16 protein-coding genes are annotated in these 19774 nt (G+C 69.3%); 2 read left to right on the forward strand and 14 right to left on the reverse strand.

The window, feature by feature from the left end:
- Positions 1–109 precede the first annotated feature (109 nt).
- From WBG79_RS12695 to WBG79_RS12755, 13 genes are all read right to left on the reverse strand, one after another.
- A complete protein-coding gene (locus WBG79_RS12695) occupies positions 110–1084 on the reverse strand; it encodes an ABC transporter ATP-binding protein (RefSeq protein WP_337357467.1) in 975 nt (324 codons plus the stop codon).
- The gene (locus WBG79_RS12700; protein WP_337357468.1) at positions 1081–2205 is read right to left on the reverse strand and encodes an ABC transporter ATP-binding protein; all 1125 of its coding nucleotides are present in this window, start codon (positions 2203–2205) and stop codon (positions 1081–1083) included. The genes WBG79_RS12695 and WBG79_RS12700 overlap by 4 nt, the downstream gene beginning before the upstream one ends.
- Complete coding sequence (locus WBG79_RS12705) at positions 2202–3089, reverse strand: ABC transporter permease (RefSeq protein WP_337357469.1); 888 nt, start codon at positions 3087–3089, stop codon at positions 2202–2204. Before WBG79_RS12705 ends, WBG79_RS12700 begins: the two co-directional genes overlap by 4 nt.
- Positions 3090–3093: 4 nt before the next feature.
- Positions 3094–4050, reverse strand: a complete 957-nt coding sequence (locus tag WBG79_RS12710; protein ID WP_337357470.1) for an ABC transporter permease — start codon at positions 4048–4050, stop codon at positions 3094–3096.
- A 131-nt stretch (positions 4051–4181) separates the two neighbouring features.
- The gene (locus tag WBG79_RS12715; RefSeq protein WP_337357471.1) at positions 4182–5783 is read right to left on the reverse strand and encodes an ABC transporter substrate-binding protein; all 1602 of its coding nucleotides are present in this window, start codon (positions 5781–5783) and stop codon (positions 4182–4184) included.
- A gap of 194 nt (positions 5784–5977) precedes the next feature.
- A complete protein-coding gene (locus tag WBG79_RS12720; RefSeq protein ID WP_337357472.1) occupies positions 5978–6793 on the reverse strand; it encodes an inositol monophosphatase family protein in 816 nt (271 codons plus the stop codon).
- A 53-nt stretch (positions 6794–6846) separates the two neighbouring features.
- Positions 6847–7872, reverse strand: a complete 1026-nt coding sequence (locus tag WBG79_RS12725) for an ABC transporter ATP-binding protein (protein ID WP_337357473.1) — start codon at positions 7870–7872, stop codon at positions 6847–6849.
- Entirely contained in the window at positions 7869–8861 is a 993-nt protein-coding gene (locus tag WBG79_RS12730; RefSeq protein WP_337357940.1) for an ABC transporter ATP-binding protein, read from the reverse strand. Before WBG79_RS12730 ends, WBG79_RS12725 begins: the two co-directional genes overlap by 4 nt.
- Positions 8862–8863: 2 nt before the next feature.
- Positions 8864–9991 carry an ABC transporter permease gene (locus WBG79_RS12735; protein ID WP_337357474.1) on the reverse strand — a complete coding sequence of 376 codons (1128 nt, stop codon included), beginning with the start codon at positions 9989–9991 and terminating at the stop codon, positions 8864–8866.
- A gap of 2 nt (positions 9992–9993) precedes the next feature.
- Positions 9994–10998: an ABC transporter permease gene (locus WBG79_RS12740; RefSeq protein WP_337357475.1), complete on the reverse strand. Its 1005-nt coding sequence runs from the start codon at positions 10996–10998 to the stop codon at positions 9994–9996.
- A 183-nt stretch (positions 10999–11181) separates the two neighbouring features.
- Positions 11182–13218: an ABC transporter substrate-binding protein gene (locus WBG79_RS12745; protein WP_337357476.1), complete on the reverse strand. Its 2037-nt coding sequence runs from the start codon at positions 13216–13218 to the stop codon at positions 11182–11184.
- A gap of 161 nt (positions 13219–13379) precedes the next feature.
- Positions 13380–14387: a Gfo/Idh/MocA family protein gene (locus tag WBG79_RS12750; protein ID WP_337357477.1), complete on the reverse strand. Its 1008-nt coding sequence runs from the start codon at positions 14385–14387 to the stop codon at positions 13380–13382.
- Complete coding sequence (locus WBG79_RS12755; RefSeq protein WP_337357478.1) at positions 14384–15292, reverse strand: TIM barrel protein; 909 nt, start codon at positions 15290–15292, stop codon at positions 14384–14386. The genes WBG79_RS12750 and WBG79_RS12755 overlap by 4 nt, the downstream gene beginning before the upstream one ends.
- 356 nt (positions 15293–15648) lie before the next feature.
- On the opposite strand from WBG79_RS12755, the gene WBG79_RS12760 reads away from it, so the two are divergent.
- Complete coding sequence (locus WBG79_RS12760; RefSeq protein ID WP_337357479.1) at positions 15649–16617, forward strand: LacI family DNA-binding transcriptional regulator; 969 nt, start codon at positions 15649–15651, stop codon at positions 16615–16617.
- A 343-nt stretch (positions 16618–16960) separates the two neighbouring features.
- Here WBG79_RS12760 and WBG79_RS12765 read toward each other — a convergent pair whose 3' ends face one another.
- A complete protein-coding gene (locus WBG79_RS12765; protein WP_337357480.1) occupies positions 16961–17824 on the reverse strand; it encodes an IclR family transcriptional regulator in 864 nt (287 codons plus the stop codon).
- Between the two features lie 169 nt (positions 17825–17993).
- Here WBG79_RS12765 and WBG79_RS12770 point away from each other — a divergent pair, with 169 nt between their 5' ends.
- On the forward strand, positions 17994–19745 hold the full coding sequence (locus WBG79_RS12770; protein ID WP_337357481.1) for an ABC transporter substrate-binding protein: 1752 nt from the start codon (positions 17994–17996) through the stop codon (positions 19743–19745).
- Positions 19746–19774: the final 29 nt, after the last annotated feature.

Raw genomic sequence — 19774 nt, forward strand, 5'->3', positions numbered from 1 at the left:
TAGCGAAGGGCGATATGTTGCGAAAGGGCTCGGCCCCCGCTTCGGGCCGGTGCTCGCGGGCGATTGAACGAGCAAGGGCGGGCGCGCCGGGCCGGTTATCCTTCCGGGATCAGGTCGCGAGCAGGCATGCGTCGCCCCGGTCGCCGCTCCGGCGGACGAAGGGCGGGCGCTCGCGTCCGCAGCGCTCTTCGGCGAGAGCGCAGCGCGGGCGGAAGGCGCAGCCGTCGGGCAGGTCGGCGAGGTCGGGGGGCGATCCCGGAATGGTCGTCAGGCGGGCGCCGGGCTCCGCCTTGTCGACGCGCGCGGCGAGGAGGCCGCGCGTATAGGGGTGGCGCGGGTTGCGAATGACGTCGCCGACCGGCCCCTCCTCGACGATCCGCCCCGCATACATCACGGCAATGCGGTCGGCCACTTCCACCGCCACGCCGATATCGTGCGTGACGAAGATCACCGAGATGCCGAACTCCCTCTGCAGATCACGCAGCAGGAGCAGGATCTGGATCTGCACCGTGGCGTCGAGGGCGGTCGTGGGCTCATCGGCGAGAAGCACTTTGGGATTGCACGAGAGCGCCAGAGCGATCATGGCCCTCTGGCGCATGCCGCCCGACATGGCATTCGGATAGGCCTGCAGCCGTCGCTCCGGGGCCGGGATGCTGACCTTCCGGAAAAGGGCGAGCGCCCGCTCCTCCGCCTCCGACCACGAGACCCCCTCGTGACGCCGGATGGTCTCGGCGATCTGGCGGCCCACCGAATAGACCGGATCCATAGCGAGGCCGGGGTCCTGAAAGATCATCGCCACCTTGCGGCCGCGATAGTCGGCGAGCGCCCGGGGGCCGAGGGCCAGCACGTCCTCCCCATCGACCCTGATGCTGCCGTCCATGGTCGCGCGGCCCTTCGGATGCAGCCGCAGCAGGGAACGCAGGGTGACGCTCTTGCCCGATCCGGATTCGCCGAGCAGCGCGACCACCTCGCCGGCGCCGACCTGGAGCGTGACGTCGTCGACGGCGCGCACGGGCTTCCTGCCGCCGGTGAACGTCACGCTGAGATTTCGGATGTCAACGATGGGATCGGAGACGGCCGTCATGCCTGCATTCCTTCTCCGGCGCGCGGATGACCCGAGCCCGGCACTTGCATGAGGCAGGCCGCCGAATGGGCGGGGGAGAGAGCCGCCACCCGGGGGGCCACCTCCCTGCAGACCGCGTGGGCGTGGACGCAGCGCGGGTGGAAACGGCAGCCGGCAGGCGGGTCGATCGGATTCGGGGGGTCGCCGGCGAGGGGCGCGCGGGCCACGCGGCGGTCCGGATCCATGCTCGGCATGGAAGCCAGGAGGGCAGCCGTGTAGGGGTGGGCGGGCGCCCCGAAGACGGCATCGCGCGCGCCGATCTCGGCCACCTTGCCGAGATACATCACGAGCACCCGGTCGACCATGAAGCGGACGACGTTGAGGTCGTGCGAAATGAAGATGTAGGTGAGATTGAACTCCTGCTTGAGGTCGAGCAGCAGGTTCAGAACCTGCGCTTCCACCGACTTGTCGAGGGCTGAGACCGCCTCGTCGAGGATCACCAGCCGGGGTTCCATGGCGAGCGCGCGGGCGATGTTCACGCGCTGGCGCTGGCCGCCGGAGAGTTCGTGGGGAAAGCGGCCGGCGTAGCGCGCGGGGTCCAGGCCGACCCGGGCGAGGAGGTCGTGGGCCCGCCGGACGGCGGCGCCGGCCGGCAGGCCGTGGACGCGCGGCCCGAAGGCGATGGAATCCTCGATCGTGAGGCGCGGGTTGAGCGAGGCGTAGCTGTCCTGGAAGACCATCTGCACCTGGCGGAGATAGTCGGAGAGCGGCAGGTCGCCGCCGAGCTCCTCGCCGTCGAAGACGAGGCGGCCGGCATCGGGGGCCATGATCTGCATGAGCAGCCGGGCGGTGGTCGACTTGCCGCAGCCCGACTCGCCGACGATGCCGAGCGTTTCGCCCTTGAGGAGCTCGAAATCGACCCCGTCCACCGCACGCACCACCGTCTTCCGGCCGAACAGCGAACCGCCCACCGTAAAATGCTTGACCAGCCCCGCCACCGTCAGGAGCGGCTGCGCCGGCCCGCCGCGGTCGCGCGCGTCGCGCGGCTGCTCGGTCCCTCTCCGGCTGTCCGTCCGCCAGACCTCCGGCGGCCAGACGGCTTCCGCATTGGCGAGCCCCGTCCGGGACGTGGTCACGCTCATGCCTTCACGTCCATGGCCGAACGCAGTCCGTCGGACAGCGTGTTGAAGGAGATCGAGGTGATGAAGATCATGATGCCGGGAAGGGCCGCCACCGTCGGCTGCGTGTAGATGGCGGTGCGCAGCGTGTTCAGCATAAGCCCCCATTCCGCCTCGGGCGGACGCACGCCGAGGCCCAGGAAGGAGAGACCCGCGGCCAGGATCATCGATACCGAGATCAGGCTCGTCGCGTAGACGAAGACGGGGCCGAGCACGTTGGGCAGCACGTGGATGCGGATGATGCGGGCCGCCCCGGCCCCGCTCGTGCGCGCCGCCTCTACGTAGTCGAGCCCGCGGACCTGGGTCGTCACGCTCTCGGCGATACGGGTGACCGGGGGCACGAAGACGATGGTGAGCGCGACCATGGCGTTGACGAGGCCGGCCCCGAGCGCGCCTGAGAGGGCGACGGCGAGCAGCACGCTCGGGAAGGCGAAGAAGATGTCGACCGTGCGCATGATCACGGTGTTGACGAGGCCGCCGGCGTAGCCCGCCGTGACGCCGAGCACCGTGCCGATCGCGAAGGCGATCGGCACCGGCGTGACCCCCATGACGAGCGACAGGCGCGCGCCGTAGATGAGCCGGGAGAGCATGTCGCGGCCGAGCTCGTCTCCGCCGAGCGGATAACCGGGCGTGCCGATCGGCTTCAGGCGGCGCAGCATGGTCGCCTTGGCGGGGTCGGCCGGCGCCAGGTAGGGCGCGAAGACCGCCACCAGCACGATGGCGACGAGAACCAGCAGCGCGACCATCGCGAGCTTGTCGCGCGACAGGCGCGAAAGGACGCCGCGCCAGTAGCCCGGCGAGCGGGCCACGACGACCGGGGCGGGGGTGGGGATCGCAAGCGAGACCAAGGCCTCAGCTCCTCTTGACGCGGGGATCGACCGCGGCCTGCGCCACGTCGACCACGAGGTTGAGGACCACGAAGAACATGGCGAGCACCAGGATCGTGCCCTGGAGGAGCGGCAGGTCGCGCTGGAAGATCGCGGTGTTGAGCAGGAAGCCGGTGCCCGGCCAGGCGAAGACGGTTTCGATCAGGATCGAGCCGCCGAGCAGGTAGCCGAGCTGCAGGCCCATGACGGCGAAGGCGGTTGGCGCCGCGTTCTTGACCACGTGGAGGAAGACGCCCCGGTCGAGCAGCCCCTTGGCTGTCAGACCCTGCACGAACTCTTGGCTCAGGATCTCGGCGACGAGCGCCCGAAGCGTGCGCGCGATGATGCCCATGGGAATGACCGACATGGTCACGGCGGGCAGCAGCAGGTAGCAGAGGTAGTCCCAGTCGAGGCTGCGCGCGTCCGACGAGCCGCCCGGGCCGCCCCCGGTCGCCGGCAACCAGTTGAGCCAGACCGAGAAGACGATGACGAGCACCATGCCGAGCCAGTAGTGCGGGACGCTGACCCCGATCACGGCGAGGAAGCTCGCCAGTTTGTCGATCCAGGTCGAGCGGAAATAGCCGGCCACGAAGCCGAAGAGCGCGCCGAAGAAGAAACCGATGGCCGTCGCGGCGGCGGCCAGGATCACCGAGTTGACCACGGCCCGGGCCACCTCGATCGCCACCGGACGTCCGGTGGCAATCGAGACGCCGAGGTCGCCCGTCAGCACGCGGCCGAGCCAGATCGCGTATTGGACGGGCAGCGGCTTGTCGAAGCCGTAGAGCTTGCGCACCTCCGCCTGCATCTCGGCGGAGGCGTCCGTCGGCAGGATCGCGGTCAGCGGGTCGCCGGGCGCGAGATGGACCAGGAGGAAGCACAGGAGGCTCACGCCGAGCGCGACCGGCGCCATGTAGAGCACGCGCTTCAGCGCATAGGCGAACATGTCCGACGAATCCTCGCGGGCCAGGGGCGGCCGGCACCGATCCACCTTCGGCGCCCCGGCCAGATCGGGCAGGGCAGGGCGGCCCCGCCGGCGGAACCCCTCGGGTCCACTGCCGGGGCCGCGCCAGCACCTCAGTCCATGGTGACGGAGGAGAAGTTCTGGAACCAGTTCTGCGCCTGTACGAAGCCCTTGACCTTCGGGCTCATGGCGCGGGCGTTGACGTCGTGGGTCACCATCAGGAAGAGCGCCTCGTCGACGTACTTTTCATGGATCTTCTCGAGGGTCTTCTGCTGCGCGGCCGGGTCGAAGGTGGAGCGGACCTCGTCGAAGAGCTTGTCCATCTCGGGATCGCAGTAGAAGCCCCAGTTGGTGCCGGCCGGCGGCGCGAGGTTGCACTGGAGATGCCGGATGAAGCCCGTGAAGGGGTCCTGGATGAAGTAGGTGTAGTTCATGCCCGTGGCGCCCTTGGAGCTCTCGTGCTTGGCTCCGGCGCGCCAGATGTTGATCAGCGTGTTCCATTCGACCACCTCGAAGGACACCTTGATGCCGACCTCGGCGAGGTTCTGCTGCACGAACTCGTTCATGGGCAACGGCAGCATCTGGCCGGAGCCGGACGGCGAGATCAGGATCTTGGTCTCGAGCGGCTTGTTCGGCCCGTAGCCGGCTTCGGCGAGCAGCTTCTTGGCGGCCTCGGGGTCGTGCTTCAGCTTGAAGGTCGGGCGGCCGAACCACTGGTGGCCCGGCGGCAGGAAGCCCTCGGCGGGAATCATCAGCCCCGAGAGCAGTTCCTTCATACCCTCACGGTCGATCGCCAGGTTCGCGGCCTTGCGCACCCGTACGTCGTTCCAGGGAGAACCGTCGACCCGCGACAGGTGCCAGGTCCAATTGTGCGGATAGGCGTTGGTGACGATCTTGAAACCGGCCGACTTCAGCGACGCCACCGTGTCCGGGGCCGGGTTCTCGATCCAGTCGACCTGACCGGAGCGAAGCGCGGCGGTACGGGCGGACGGCTCGGGGAGGGGGACGACGACGAGCTTGTCGAGCTTGGGCACGCGCGCCTTGTCCCAGTAGTCCGGGTTCGGCACCATCTCGGCCTTCTCGCGTGGCACGAAGGCCGTGATCTTCCACGGGCCGGTGCCCGACGGGCTCTTGGCGACGGCGTCCCAACTCTTGCCCTGCTTCTCCCAGTTGGCGGGCGAGGACATCATGATCCAGGCGATCTGGTAGGGCAGCGTGGCGTCCGGGGTCTTGGTGACGATCTCGACGGTCAGCGGATCGACCGCCTTGTAGCTCGCCACCGCCGGGATGCGCGAGCGGCCCTGGGCCGACTGGCGCGGATCGAACTGCGGCGCGTCCTTGTTGAGGAGCTTCTCCAGGTTCCAGACGACCGAGTCCGCCGTGAAGTCGCTGCCGTCGTGGAACTTGACGCCGGGGCGCAGCTTGAAGGTCCACTTGGTCTTGTCGGCCGCATCGACCGCCCAGGAGGTCGCGAGGCCCGGCACGATGGTGGAGGGCTTGTCGGCCGACGAGAGGTCCCACTCGACGAGCGAGTCGTAGGCCGTGTAGCCGAGGAAGCGCATGCCCTCGCCGCCGTTGTCGGTCTGGCCCGTCGTGAGGGGGATGTCCGAGGCGGTCATGCCGATCCGGAGCGTACCGCCGGCGAGCGCGAGCACCGAGGAGCCGGCGAGGAGTGCGGCGGCCAAGAGGGACTTCTGGAGGAGACGGAGGGCCATGTCGGACCTTTCGGTTGGCGGTGACAGCGAGCTGACGCCAAGTCTTCAAGATCCGTGCCACCCCTCCGCGTATCCGATTTCTCTCGACTTCGTACTCAACGCCGATCCGTCCGCCAGAAATTTCGCCTACGTGCAGGGCAGGCCGATGCACGGCTAGGCAATCTCCGCCATCACCCGGGTACGCGACGGACAATCTAGGCGGGCCGGAACCCCTCGACGAGCCAGGCGTGGACGGCAGGCGTGGCGGCGAGGATCGCGCCGGTCGGGGGGATCGGTCCGCCGTCGAAACCGGTGACGATGCCACCGGCCTCCACGACGCAGAGGACGGCGGCGGCGTAGTCGTAGGGCGAGAGGCCGTCCTCGAAGAAGGCGTCGTGGCGGCCCGCGGCCACATAGGCGATCGAGAGCGCGGCCGACCCCATACGCCGGACAGCGCTCGCCCGCTCGGCGACCCGCCAGAAGGCCGCCCGGTAGGCGGCGTCACCGATGTTGCGCAACTGGCCCGGCACCGGGATGCTGGCGCCCACGACGGCGCGGTCGATGCCACGACCGGCCGGCACGTGCAGCCGCCGGCCGTTCAGCGTCGCGCCGCGCCCACGCTCGGCCGCGAAGGTCTCGCCGCGGACGGGGTCGTGCACCACGCCCGCGATCGTCTCCCCGTTCTCCTGCAGGGCGATGCAGACCGAGAAGAACGGGATGCCCCAGGCGAAGTTGGTGGTGCCGTCGATCGGGTCGATCAGCACGGTGAGCCCGCTCACCCCGGCACGGTCCGCGACCTGCTCCTCGCCGACGATGGCCACCCCCGGTATGGCCTCCAGGATTTCCGCCGCGATCGCCCGCTCGACCGCGCGGTCCCCCTCGGTCTGGTAATCGCGGGCCTTCTTCTCGACCATGTCCATCGCGGCGCCCGGGTCGGCGCGATGGGCGAGCGCCACCGAGCCGCCGAGGCGGGCCGCGCGGATCAGGATCGAGAGACGGTAGCTCGGGACATGCGCCGAAAGTCCGGTCATGACGTACAATTCTCCTACGATGCACGGCATTGCGGGGCTCGGGGCGCCATAGGTCAGGCGATGCCGCCGGCGGCCGCATCGCGCCAGCGATGGCAGGCGACGGCATGGTCCGGCCGGTCGGCCGGCTCCAGGGCCGGCGCCTCCGCGGCGCAACGCGCGACGGCCAACGGGCAGCGGGTGTGGAAGCGGCACCCCGGCGGCGGCGCGATAGGGGAGGGTATCTCGCCCTGGAGCCGCCCCGCCCTCTGCCGGTCGTCAGGGTCGAGGGAGGGGATCGCCGAGAGCAGGGCGCGCGTGTATGGGTGCCTCGGCGCGGCGAAGAGGCGGCGGGTCGGCCCCGTCTCGACGACCTTGCCGAGGTACATCACCGCCACTCGGTCGCAGACATGAGCGACGACCGCCAGGTTGTGGCTGATGAAGAGGACCGTCAGCCCCGTCTCCCGCTGCAACTCGCGCACCAGATTGAGCACGTCCGCCTGGATGGAGACGTCGAGCGCCGCAACGGCCTCGTCGGCGACCAGGAAGCGCGGGGCGGCGACGAGGGCCCTCGCGATCGCGATCCGCTGGCGCTGGCCGCCCGAGAAGGCGTGCGGATAGCGGCGCAGGTGCTCGAGGTTGAGCCGGCACCGGGCCGCGATGGCGCGGACGCGCCGATCGGCCTCGGCCCGCGTCGCGGCGAGGCCCATGACCTCGAGCGGCTCGGCGATGATGTCCCGTACCGTCATGCGTGGGCTCAAGGAGGCGTAGGGATCCTGGAACACCAGTTGTGCACGGCGGCGGTAATCGGCCAGCGCTGCGCCGTCGAGGCCCACCACCTCGTGCTCGATTTCCTCGTCTCGATAGGTCACGCGACCGGCCGCGATCGGAGCAGCCTTGAGGAGCGCGCGTCCGAAGGTTGTTTTTCCCGATCCGCTCTCGCCGACGAGCCCGGTGATCTCGCCCCTGGCGAGGTCGAGCGACACGCCGTCGACCGCCCTCAGGGCGGTTCGGCCGAACAGCCCCTTGCCGATCGGGAACGAGACCGTCAGGTCGCGGACGGAAAGGAGCGGGGGGAGTGGTGCAGGCACGGTGGCGCTCATGCAGGGTCCGCTACGGCAAGGCGGTGGCAGGCGGCGCCATGGCCGGGTCCGACGGCGAGCCGCGCGGGAACCCGCTCGCGGCAGACAGGCCCGACCACGACCGCGCAGCGGGTGTGGAAGGGGCAGCCGGCCGGCCGTTCGAGCGGGGAGGGAATGTCCCCCGGCACCGGCATGAGCGGACGGTCGAGATCGTCGAGGCGTGGAATTGCGGCGAAGAGGCCTCGCGTATAGGGATGCGCCGGCGACCGGACCGCGGCGCGGACAGGGCCCGCCTCGACGATACGGCCGAGATACATGACGGCGATGCGGTCCGCGATCCCGGCCACGACGCCGAGGTCGTGGGTGATCAGCAGAACCGCCATGCCGAGCTCGGCGACGAGTTCGGACATGAGGTCCAACACCTGGGCCTGTATGGTCACGTCGAGGGCGGTCGTCGGCTCGTCGGCGATCAGCAGCCGCGGGCGTGTCGACAGCGCCATGGCGATCATGGCGCGCTGCCGCATGCCACCGGAAAGCTCGAAGGCATACTGGTCGAAGCGGCGCGACGGATCGGAGATGCCGACCCGGTCGAGCATCTCCACCGCGATCTCGCGGGCGCGCTTGGCGGACACGTCCGTGTGCAGCCGCAGCTGCTCGACCATTTGGCTGCCGATGGAGATCGCCGGCGCGAAGGACGCCATCGGCTCCTGGAAGATCATCGAGACGGAGCCGCCGCGCACGACCCTGAGATCCTCCGCCCGCTCGAGCGCCAGGACGTCGACAGGGCCGGAGGGCCCGTGGAAGAGGATGCGGCCGCCCGCGCCGTAGCGCGCGTTGCGCGGGTTGAGCTGCATGACCGAACGGGCGAGCACCGACTTGCCGGACCCGCTCTCGCCGACGAGGCCCACGACCTCGCCCTCCCGGATCTCGAGCGAGGCGTCCTCCACTGCCGTGACCGGCCCCTCCTCGGTCCGGAACGTGACCGTAAGGCCCTCGATGGAGAGAAGCATGGTCAACGCCGTATCTCCGCATAGGGGTCGACCGCGTCGCGCAGGCCGTCGCCGACGAAGACGAAGGCGAGCACGAGGGCGATGAAGAAGACGACCGGGATGAAATACCACTGGTGGTTCAGGATCACGTCCGCGCTGGTGGCGTTCTGCAACATGACGCCGAGCGAATTGACGGGATCCTTGAGGCCGAGCCCGATGAAGCTCAGCGCCGTCTCGGAGAGCACCATGTAGGGGAAGGAGATCACCAAATCGACGATGATGTAGCTGGTGAAGCTCGGCAGCAGGTGGCGGCGCAGCACATAGGGCATGCCGGCTCCGCAGAGCTGCGCGGCCAGCACGTAGTCCTGGGAGCGCTCGGTCAGGATGTGGGTGCGCACCCGCCGGGCGAGAGTCGGCCAGCCCTTCAGGCCGAGGAGGGTGGTGATCAGCAGGAACCGGGTCTCGGCCGACCACTCCTGCGGCAGGAAGGCGGCCATGGCCATGAACAGCGGCAGGCGCGGGATGATCTTGACCGCGTCGCTCACGGTCTGGATCACGCTGTCGACCCAGCCGCCGACGAAGCCCGAGATCCCCCCGATGACGAGCGCCAGCACGAAGGCCACGAGGACACCGAGCACGCCGACCGTCAGCGAGGTCCAGATCGCGTGGAGCGTGCGCGAGAAGATATCCTTGCCGGCCGAATCCGTCCCGAACAGGTGGATGTAGCCCTCGTCGACGCCGAAGAGCCGCGTCTCGAGGGTGAAGAGGCCGAACAGCCTGTAGGGCGCGCCCGGCACGAGGAAGCGCACGTAGCGCCGCTCGTCCTCGCTGACCCGCTCGACCCAGCGCAGGTTGGTCTCGATTGAACGGACGCGCTCGACCTTGTGCAGGAAAGGCCTCGCCGAACAGCCGTTCCGGTCGCAGAAGCGCGGGATCGTCGGCGCCCCGTCGAGATAGGCCCGATCGCTCCCCGCGATGGTCGGGTCGTGGGGCGACAGGAACGGGGCGAACAGTCCGCACAGGATCAGCAGCAGCAGGACCATCGCCCCCGCCATAGCGGCCCGCTGGCGCCGGAAGCGCTCCAGAACGAGCCGCCCCTGCGAGACGGTGAAGTAGGCCTCCGGGTCGATACGGTGCTCGGGGCTCGACATGGCTATCCGATCACGCCCGCCCGCACCCGCGGATCGATGGCCGCGAGCAGTACGTCGGTGGCGAAGTTGAGGGTGACGATGGTGGCGGTGAGCAGGAAGATGATGGCCCCGGCGAGCTGCTGGTCGTTGGCGCGGGCGAGAGACTCGATCAGGAGCGAGCCGACGTCGGTCAGCGACAGGATCAGCGCCACGATCGGCAGGTCGCTGAACACGCGGCTGAGGTCGAACCCGAGCGAGTTGACGATCGGCGGCAACGCGTGGCGCGCGGGATAGCGCCAGAGCAGCGCCGCCCCGGAGAGGCCGCGCGCCCGCGCGGCCGTAACGTAGAGCTTGCCGACCTCGTCCGACATCAGCGCCCGTACGGTCTGCAGCGCGAAGGCCGTCGCCGACCAGCCGAGCACCAGGATGGGAAGCCAGATGTGGCCGAGCAGGTCAGCAAACTTGGCGCCACTCCAGGGCGCGTCCCGGTAGGCCGGCGAGAACAGGCCCGTCAGCGTCTCGCCGAACCAGAGGGTCGAGAACAGCATGACGAGAAGCGCGAGCAGGAAGTTCGGGATCGCGAGGCCGAGATAGCTGATCACCCTGAGCGTGCCGTTGAGGACGGGCCGATCCGACGCCGCGGAGATCATGCCGACCGGGATGGCCACCGCGTAGGCGAGCAGGAGCGCCGTCACCGACAGCGCCGAGGAGATCAGGAACTTGGTGCCGACGAGCGTCGTGATGTTCATGCGCAGGGTGCAGCTCTCGCCGAAGTCGCCCCGGAAGGCGCCCGTGATCCATTCGAGCCAACGCACCATCAGCGGCCGGTCGAGCCCGAGGCGCTCGCGCTCCGCTTCCAGTTCGCTCAGCGAGATCGAGGCGCCCTGAGTTTGCTTCAGCGCGAGGTAGCGCTCCGCGCAGTCGCCCGGCACCAGTTCCATCATGCCGAAGATGACGATCGACACCGTGACCAGGGTGACGAAGGCGAGGAAGGCCCGGAGCGTGACGAAGCGCAGGAAGGCGGTCATCGGGGGTCCCAGCGGGAGGCGACGTGAACGGCAAGGCAGGAGAAGTGGAGCACGATGTCTTCCCTTACGGAAGAGACGTCGGCGGACCCGGAAAGCGTCATGCCTCCGGGGTGGCGCCTCCCGGCACCGACGCCCCGACCGCCGCCGGACCCTTCGAGGGCCCGGCGCGGTCCCGTCGCGACCTCAGTTGGCGAAGTACCACTGCTGCGGACGGTAGGGGTAGGTCCACCGGAACTCGTCCGCGTGGGCGGCGAACTTGGGGACGTTCGCGAGGACGTTGCGATGGAAGATGGGGCCGGGCGCCCGGACCGTGCCGATGAAGACGAGATTGCCCGCCATGTTCTTCATGAGCCGGTTGCCGAGTTCGACCGAGGCCGGGCCGCCCACCGGTGCCGACTGAAAGGCGTCCACGTCGGCACTCATCTGCTTCGCCCAGTCCGGCGGTTCGACACCCTTGGCGCCCTTGCTCTCCACCCACTCGCCCCACAGCATGGCCGGACGGGCGCTGAAGTACCCGCCGAACGGAGGCCTGAAGCGCTCAGCCTCGGCGAGAATGGTGCCGAGCGGCTGGCCGAGCTGCCAGATCGACACGTCGAGTTTGTTGGCGGATTGCGCCGCGCGGAACTCGTCGGTGGTGACCTCCTTGACGGTCGTCCTCACCCCCACGTCACCCCAGTACTTGCCGACGAGTTCCACCACCTGGGCGCTGGTGGCCTGGGTCGAGAAGAGCAGGCTGACCACCAGCTTCGAGCCGTCGGGGAAGTCGCGGAAGCCGTCGCCGTCCCTGTCGACCAGCCCGATGCCGTCCAGCAGCGCCTTCGCCTTCTTGGGGTCGAACTCGGCGAAATGGCCTTCCCAGCTCTGGTCGAGGAATTTCGGGACCGGCGAGAAGCCGGCGAACTGAACGGGCGTGCCGAGACCGAAGAAGGCGGCTTCGTTCATCTCCTTGCGGTTCAGGGCGAGCGACATCGCCTGCCGGAAGGCGAGATCGCCGAACAGCTTGCGGCGGGCGGGGTCGTCATGGGTCAGATTGAAGCCGAACACCGCGAAGGCGACCTGGGGCCTGAGCTGGATCGTGAAGTTGCCCGCCTTCTGCCGGTCGAGCAGGAGCGGCGCCGCGGCGAGCTGCAGGGACTGTGCCTTGTAGTCGACCTCCCCGTTGATGAGCTTCAGGTTCCGGACCTCCGCGTCCTTCACGTAGATCTCGTTCTGCTCGGGGATGTAGGGGAGTTGCTGGCCCGCCGTGTCGACCATGAAGAAATAGGGATTGGCCACCGTCTTGCGGTTCTCCGGCGTGTCCTTCACGTAGATCATGGCCTCGAGCGTCGGCATCGTGTCGCGCGGCAGCCCGGCGATCTTGTCGGGCAACGAACGCATGGGCGTGATGTCTGTCCAGTCCGAATTGCCGGTATAGGCCTTGATCGCGTCGTATCCGTTGCTGAAGCCCAGTGCCTGTGCGGTCTCGTCGGCCTTCGGGTTCACGGCCGGGTGGAACTGCCCGAGGAAGTGTTTCGGCCGGAACGGCGGCGCATGCGTCACAGCGAAGAAGGCGAGGAGCCCCGGCTTCGGCGCCGGCAGCTTGAAGACCACCTTGAGCGGATCGTCGGCGATCACCGTCATCGGCTTGCCCCCGACCAGTACGTAGCTCTTCGGGGTCTTGTTGACGGCCGGATCGAGCGCCAGGTTGTCGTACCAGAACTTGACGTCGGCCGAGGTGAACGGCTGGCCGTCCGACCACTTGTGGCCCTTGCGGAGGTGGAAGGTCAGTTCGGTGAAATCGGCGTTCCATTCCCAGGACTTCGCCACGTTCGGCACGATGGTCTGCAGGTCGTCCGAATAGCGGACGAGGTTGACGTGGCGGAGCGACAGGACGTCGGCGGTCCCGGAGTCCGGTCCGTTCGACATCACGTTGAGGACACCGCCGAACTTGCCGACCGCCTGATAGGGCGCCACGACCAGCGGCTCGGCCGGCAGGCGCTCCGCGAGCGGCGGCAGTGCGGCATTGCCGCGGATGCGGGCGTTGATGTCCTTGATGGCGGGGTTCTCCGAGAAGACCAGCTTGCACCTCGCCTTGGCCTCGAAGTCCGCCAACTCGTATTGCTGGGGAAAGGCGCCGGCGGGGACGCCCTTCGGGTCGGCGACGGTGACCGCCGGGCAGGCGGCCTCGGCGAGGGCCGGCGCCAGTAGGGCGGCGGAGCCGAGCAGGATGCGGACGAGCATGCGATCCCCCTTCTGCTTTCGAACTGTCGGACCGCGACGCCGGCTTCGGATGCCGGCGCCCGGAGCTTCGCGCGCAGGGACGAGGCCCTGCGCAGGATCGGGTCGGCACCCGACCCCGCCTCTTCCACGCCGGCCGGGTCGCAGCCGGCGGGAATTGGCGATTACGCTGGATCCCTCCGGACCACGGGCTCGACCCGCCCCGAGACCAGGGCCCGCCGGGCGGCATCGACCAGCCGCTGGGCCGCGAGCCCGTCGGCGAGGCCGGGCGAGGGCAGGGCGCCGCGCAGGACCGTTTCCAGGAAGGCCGTCGTCTCGGCGGCGAAGCTCTCCTCGTAGCGCTCCGCCCAGCCGGGGAATGTCCGGCCGCGCCGGCGGACCGGCCCGGGCTCGTCCGCGGCCTGCGATGCCGACGGGTTGTCGAGGGAGAGTTCGCCGCCGGAGCCGAAGACCTCCACACGCTGGTCGCAGCCATAGGCCGTGCGCCAGCCGTTCTGGACGATCGCCTGGCGACCGTCGGCGGTTCGGAGCACGATCGTGACGGTGTCGACGTGGTTGACCTCCGCGTAGCGCGGATCGATGACGGCCGCGCCGAAGGCCATGACCTCGACGAAGTCCTCGCCCATCAGCCAGCGCGCCTTGTCGAGATCGTGAATGCTGGTCTCGGCGATCATGCCGGCCGAGTTGCCGAGCCCGTCCGGGCGCGGCGGCACGTGGTCCCGGCCGACGATGCGGATCTGCTCCGGCCGGCCGATCTCGCCCGCGTCCATCCGCCCTTTGAGCCGGAGATGGGCCACGTCGTGGCGGCGGTTGAAGCCGATCTGAAGCAGGCCCTCGAGCAACCGGATCTCCGGCCAGCCCGCATCGAGTTCCGCGAGCGAGCCGGCGAGTGGCTTCTCGCAGAAGACCGGCTTCCCGCGGCGCGCGAGCAGCCGGAGCTGGCCGGCATGAGCGGGGGCGGAACTCGCCAGCACGAAGGCGTCGAAGTCGCCCGTGAGAGCCGCCTCGAGCGATGCCTCGGGCACGCCGAGTTCCCTGCCGAGCCGCTCGCTCGCGTCCGGGAGTGCGTCGGCGACGGTCAGCGCCACCGGCGTCGTCCCGGCGAGGGCCGCCCGGGCCCGCAGGCGACCCATGTGGCCGCAGCCGATCAGGCAGAGCCGGAGGACGGTCATCGCGCCACTCCCCGGACTGCGCGGGCCGATGGCACGCCGGCCTCCGCGAGAAGCTGGGTGAGGTGGTCGTACGCCCGGCGGGCGAGCAGGCCGGGCGAGATCGTGGTCGGATCGCGCTCGGCCTCAACCACGCACCAGCCGTCGAAACCATGCTGCGCGATCGCCTGGGCGAGCGGCGCGAAGTCGATGTCGCCCTCGCCGGGCACAGTGAAGAGACCCATCCAGACCGCGTCGTCGAAACTGTGCAACGCAGGGTCGAGGCGCCCGAGCACCCGGCGGTCGACGTCTTTGAGGTGCAGGTGGACCACGCGCGGCCACCAGGCCTCGACGATCTCGCGATAGTCGCCCCCCGACATTGCGATATGGCCGGTATCGAGCAGCAGCCCCACGGCCAGCCCGGTCGACTCCATGAGGCGGTGGATCCGGTCGTTGGTGTCGACCGCCTGCATCATGTGCGGGTGATAGGCGAGGGTGAGACCCGTAGCGGCCAGGCGCTCCGCGAAGGCGGTCACCCGGTCGGCGTAGTCCTGGCCGACCTCGTGGGGGAGGGCCTGCCCGAGCGGCGCGGCGCTGCCGGCTGCGGGCCCGTGGCCGCACTCGCCGTAGACCAGGACGCCGCAGCCGAGGGCGAGCAGATGATCGACGAAGGTCCGGGCCGCCGCCCACTCCTCCTCGACCCCGCGGCGGGCCAGTTCCCCCGAGTACCATCCGGTGACCGGCACGAGGCCCCGTTCGGCGAGCCGCGCCCGGAGCACCATCGGGTTCTCGGGAAACTTGCGCCCGAGCTCGATCCCCTCGTAGCCGGCAGCCGCCGCCTCCGCGATGCAGGCTTCGAAAGGCACGTGGTCACCCATCGCGATGATCGCGTTGTTCGTCCACCCGATCGGCGAAATCCCTAGCCTCATTCCGATCCCCTCGGCGGCGCTCCCACCGCAGCGAGTACCCGACAGGGAGCACCTTTGCACGCGCGTGCATTGCTGGCAAGATGCCCTAGCGGCTTTTTAGGGGTTCGCGCAGTGGCCGGTGCTCGCGTCGGCGCGGGAAGTTGCCGCGATTAGGACGCCGTTCCGTAGCACGCAGGTCAGCGGCGCCGGGCTCGCGCCTCATTGCTCCGGCGAACGTTCCGGTCTATTCCTGACTTTGCACGCGAACGCATGCCGCGCCCGGGCAGCCCGGACGAGGGGAGGGCTCTTTTTCGGTGGTTGCAGGCCCGCGCCGCCGTCCATAGCCTGCCTCCAGCGCGCTCGAGGAGCATCGCCGAATGACCGAGATCACGGCCAAGGATGTTGCCGCCCTCGCGGGGGTGTCGCGCTCGGCCGTTTCGCGCACCTTCACGCCGAGGGCCAGCGTCGCGCCCGAGACCCGTCGCCGGGTGCTCGAGGCGGCCGAGCGCCTCGGATATCGGCCCAACGCGCTCGCCTCGTCGCTGGCGAAGGGGCGCAGCGACCTGGTCGCGCTGGTCGCCAATTCGCAGCCCGACCTGCGGGAACCGTACCTGTTCCACGCCCTCAACGCCGCCCTGCAGGGGATCGGCCGCCAGCTGGTGACCGTCAGCCTGGACAACGCCGACCGGGGCACCGAATCGCTGGCCGATCTCATCCGGTTTCCGCTCGAAACGGCCGTTGTGATGGCCGACTCCGTCGACGCGGCGACGATCGCGCCTTACTGCACCCTACGGCCGCCAATCATGCTGAACGGTCGGGCCGGCGAGGCCGATTGCGATCTCGTCCGGCTCGATGAGGCCGCCGGCATCGGCCAGGCGCTCGGATGGCTCTCGCAACGGGGCATCCACCGCCTGTGGTACGTGGCCGGACGACGGACGGCCACCGCCCACGCGAGCCGGCGGCTCGCCTTCCTGGAGGCTCTCGCGAAATATCCCATGCTGCTCGTCGACGAGGATATCGGCGACTTCTCGTACGAGAGCGGCGCCGAGGCCTGGCGTCGGCTGGCCGCACGCGGAGACCGGCCGGACGCCCTCATTGCAGCCAACGACGCCATGGCGATGGGGGCGCTCGACGCCGCGAGGGAGGCGGGCAGGGGCTCGGACGTCACGGTGATCGGCTTCGACAACGTCCCGCAGTCCAACTGGGCGCCCTATCGGTTCCCGACCGTGGAACAGCCCATCGCCGGCATCGTCGATGCCGTCTGCGACATTCTCCGCCTGCGCGCCGACGAACCCGGGTCGCCACCCATCGAACGTGTCGTCCAGACACGGTTCATCCCGCGCTAGCTCGCGGCCCGGCCACGCCGGCGCCGAAAGAGCAAGACCGCCGGACGGGTCGCCCGCGAACCGCCCGCCGCGCCCGCTCAGACGAGCGGTCCCTCCGATCTCCATCATCGGCCGGGCGGCGCCTTGTCGACGCGAGCCTCGAGCCTGGGCAGGCGGCGCGCGCTGCTCCTGACGGACTTGATCCTGCCGGTCTCTCCACGGCGACGTCTAGCCGCCCGTCCGTTGCAACCGCCATTCGCATAAGATGGATTATGGAACTTTTCTCCGGCCCTCGGATCCACGACCTTGGTCGCGGATTCCCGGGTTATCGGCGGGTCGGCAACCATCGGAGGCCGGCGGCTCATCAGCGCCGGCGGCCGATGGCGTCGGGTGTGTCGGCGGTGCGGCGCAGGAAGCCGAAGCGGGATTCGAGTTCGCCGGCGTTCGCCTGGCCGTCGGCGAGCCGTACGGTCGCCGCATCCGTGGGCCCGTGGAGCCGGCGGGTCACGTCGACGCTGGCGCGTGCGAGAAGCGTCAGCGCGCGGCCGAGTACGTCGGTCGAGGCACGGATGATCGGTACGGCGACGCTGAGCGCGACCACGACCGCGCCGGTCGAATCGCGGACCGGCACGGCGACGCAGACGAGGCCCGGCGTGTACTCCTCGTCGTCGACCGAGAAGCCGGTGGCCCGGATCCGGGCCGCTTCGGCCAGGAGCGCGTCGAGCGACGTGATCGTGTTCGGGGTCATGCGGACGAGCGGACGCCCGGCGTGACGGCGCCGGATCTCGTCGTCCGGCAGGCCGGACAGGAGTGCCTTCCCGAGCCCGGTCGCATGCGCGGCGAGACGAGCGCCCACCTCGGACTGGAGCCGCAGCGGGTGCGTGCTGTCGACCTTGGCCAGGTAGACGTTCTCCGTCCCGTCCAGGCAGGCGAGCTGGACGGTCTCGTTCAGCTCGCGCCCGATGCCGCCCATGGCGTCGCCGGCCTCGCGCACGATGCTGCGGCTGCGCAGATAGGCCTGCCCGTTCTGCCAGACCTGGATGCCGAGACTGTACCGGTTCGTTCTCTGGTCAAAATGCGCATAGCTCCTTTGCGTGAGCACATCGAGGAGCGCGTGCAGGCTGCTCTTGGGAAATCCGGTCCGGCGCAGCAGGTCGGTGAAGGTGAGGCCCTGTTCGCTGGCGACCAGAATTTCAACGAGATCAAGGACTCTGCCGGCGGACTTCACCCGGTCGGGGGCGTCGGGGGCTCCTGCCGCGGGGATCGGCGCCGAGTCCAGGGGTTGCGCGGGACCGGATTGACTCGCCAAGGCAACGACCTCAGACTTTCGAACAAGAGTTCTCATTTATGAACCAGCTTGCCGGCAAGGCAAGAGACAAAGCGGGAGGAAGACGTTCATGGCTCGCGTCCTCTGGGGCGTCGCGGCGGCTGTCGGGCTGCTCGCAGGCGTCGAAGCATCCGTCGCCCAGGATCTCAAGCCGGTTCCGCGCAACCGGACCCTGATCAGCCAGGGCTGGGACTTCTACAATCAGGTCCCCTCCCCGACCAGCATGAGCCCCTATGCGGGCCTGCTCCTGCACCAGCGCAACAGCCTGCACTACACGGTGAACGAACCCTTGTTCTTCACCAACCATATGACCAACGAGATCATCCCCTGGCAGGCGGAGAGCTTCGCCTACGACGAAGGATTCCGGACGATCACCCTCAAGCTCCGGGATACGGTGAAGTGGAGCGACGGCCAGCCCTTCACGGCCGAGGACGTCGTCTTCACGGTGGACATGCTGAAGTCCGTCGCGCCGGACCTCCTCCTGTCGGCCGCCATCAAGGAATGGATCGCGCGCGCCGAGGCACCGGACCCGCGGACCGTCCGCATCACCCTGACCAAGCCCGGGCCCCGCTTCGTGCAGGACTTCCTGGCCCAGGGGCAGGCCGCGCGGTTCATCGTCGTGCCGAAGCACATCTGGACCGGGCAGGATCCGAAGACCTTCTCGTTCTTCGACCTGCAGAAGGGCTGGCCGGTCGGCACGGGCCCCTACAAGCTGGTCAAATCCGACGCGAGTTCGATCGTGTACGACCGGCGGGAGTCCTGGTGGGCAGCCGAGGCGGGCGTCGCCAAGGGGATGCCGGCCGTCGAGCGCGTCATCTACAAGCCGGCGACCGTCGACGCGGTGCCCCAGCTCTTCACCAACAACGAGATCGACATCGGCCGGGCGCTGCAGGTCGGCGCCTTCGAGGCCGGCAAGGCGCGCAATCCCGGCCTCTCGTCCTGGAACGCCTCCGGGCCGGTTTGGGGCGCCCCGGACGGCTGCACCTTCCGCCTGATCCTCAACACCCAGCGCCCGCCCTTCGACGACGCGGACGTCCGCCGCGCCATCAACCACGCCATCAACCGCGACCAGATCGTCAACCTCGCCTACGAGGGCTCGATGCCCAAGGCGGTCTGGCCCTTCTCGTCCTATGGGGGCGTGGTCGCCTATACGGCGCAGATGAAGGACCTTCTGGCCGAGAGCGGCATCGACAAGGCCGACAAGGCCCTGACGGAGAAGCTCCTCACGGGGAAGAAGTTCGTGAAGGGGGCGGACGGCCAGTGGGCGAAGCCCGGCGGCGAGGCCTGGCCCTTCACGATCATCATGCAGCAGGGCAATCCGAGCGGGCCGGTGGTCGTCCAGCAGCTGAAGAGCGCCGGCTTCAACGTCGTGTTCCAGGCCCTGCAGGACGCCGCCCACAACGACGCCATGGCGACGGGCAACTTCGACGCCTCGCTCACCGTCCACTGCGGCAGCGTCTACGATCCCTGGCAGACGCTCGAGCACTTCCACGGGAAATACGCGGCGGCCGCCGGCCAGAAGGTCACGAACCCGCGCTCCTACACGCGCTATTCCAACCCGGAGCTCGACGCCGTCTTGAACAAGATGGAGGCCGTCACGCCGTCGCCCAAGGACCCGGCCTACATGGCCCTGGTGCGCGACGCGACCCGGATCTTCCTGCGCGACCTCCCGGAGATCACGCTCGCGGAGGAGTTCCACGTGGTCACCAACAACACGACCTACTGGACCGGCTTCCCGACCGCCGCCGACCCCTACGTGGCGCCCTACCTGCCCTGGGAGGGCTTCGCGCTGGTGGTGCACCGGCTGAAGCCGCGCAGCTGAGGCCTGCCCGGCGCGCCGCCCGCCTTCGC

This window comes from Prosthecomicrobium sp. N25, from assembly GCF_037203705.1.
GTDB lineage: Bacteria > Pseudomonadota > Alphaproteobacteria > Rhizobiales > Ancalomicrobiaceae > Prosthecodimorpha.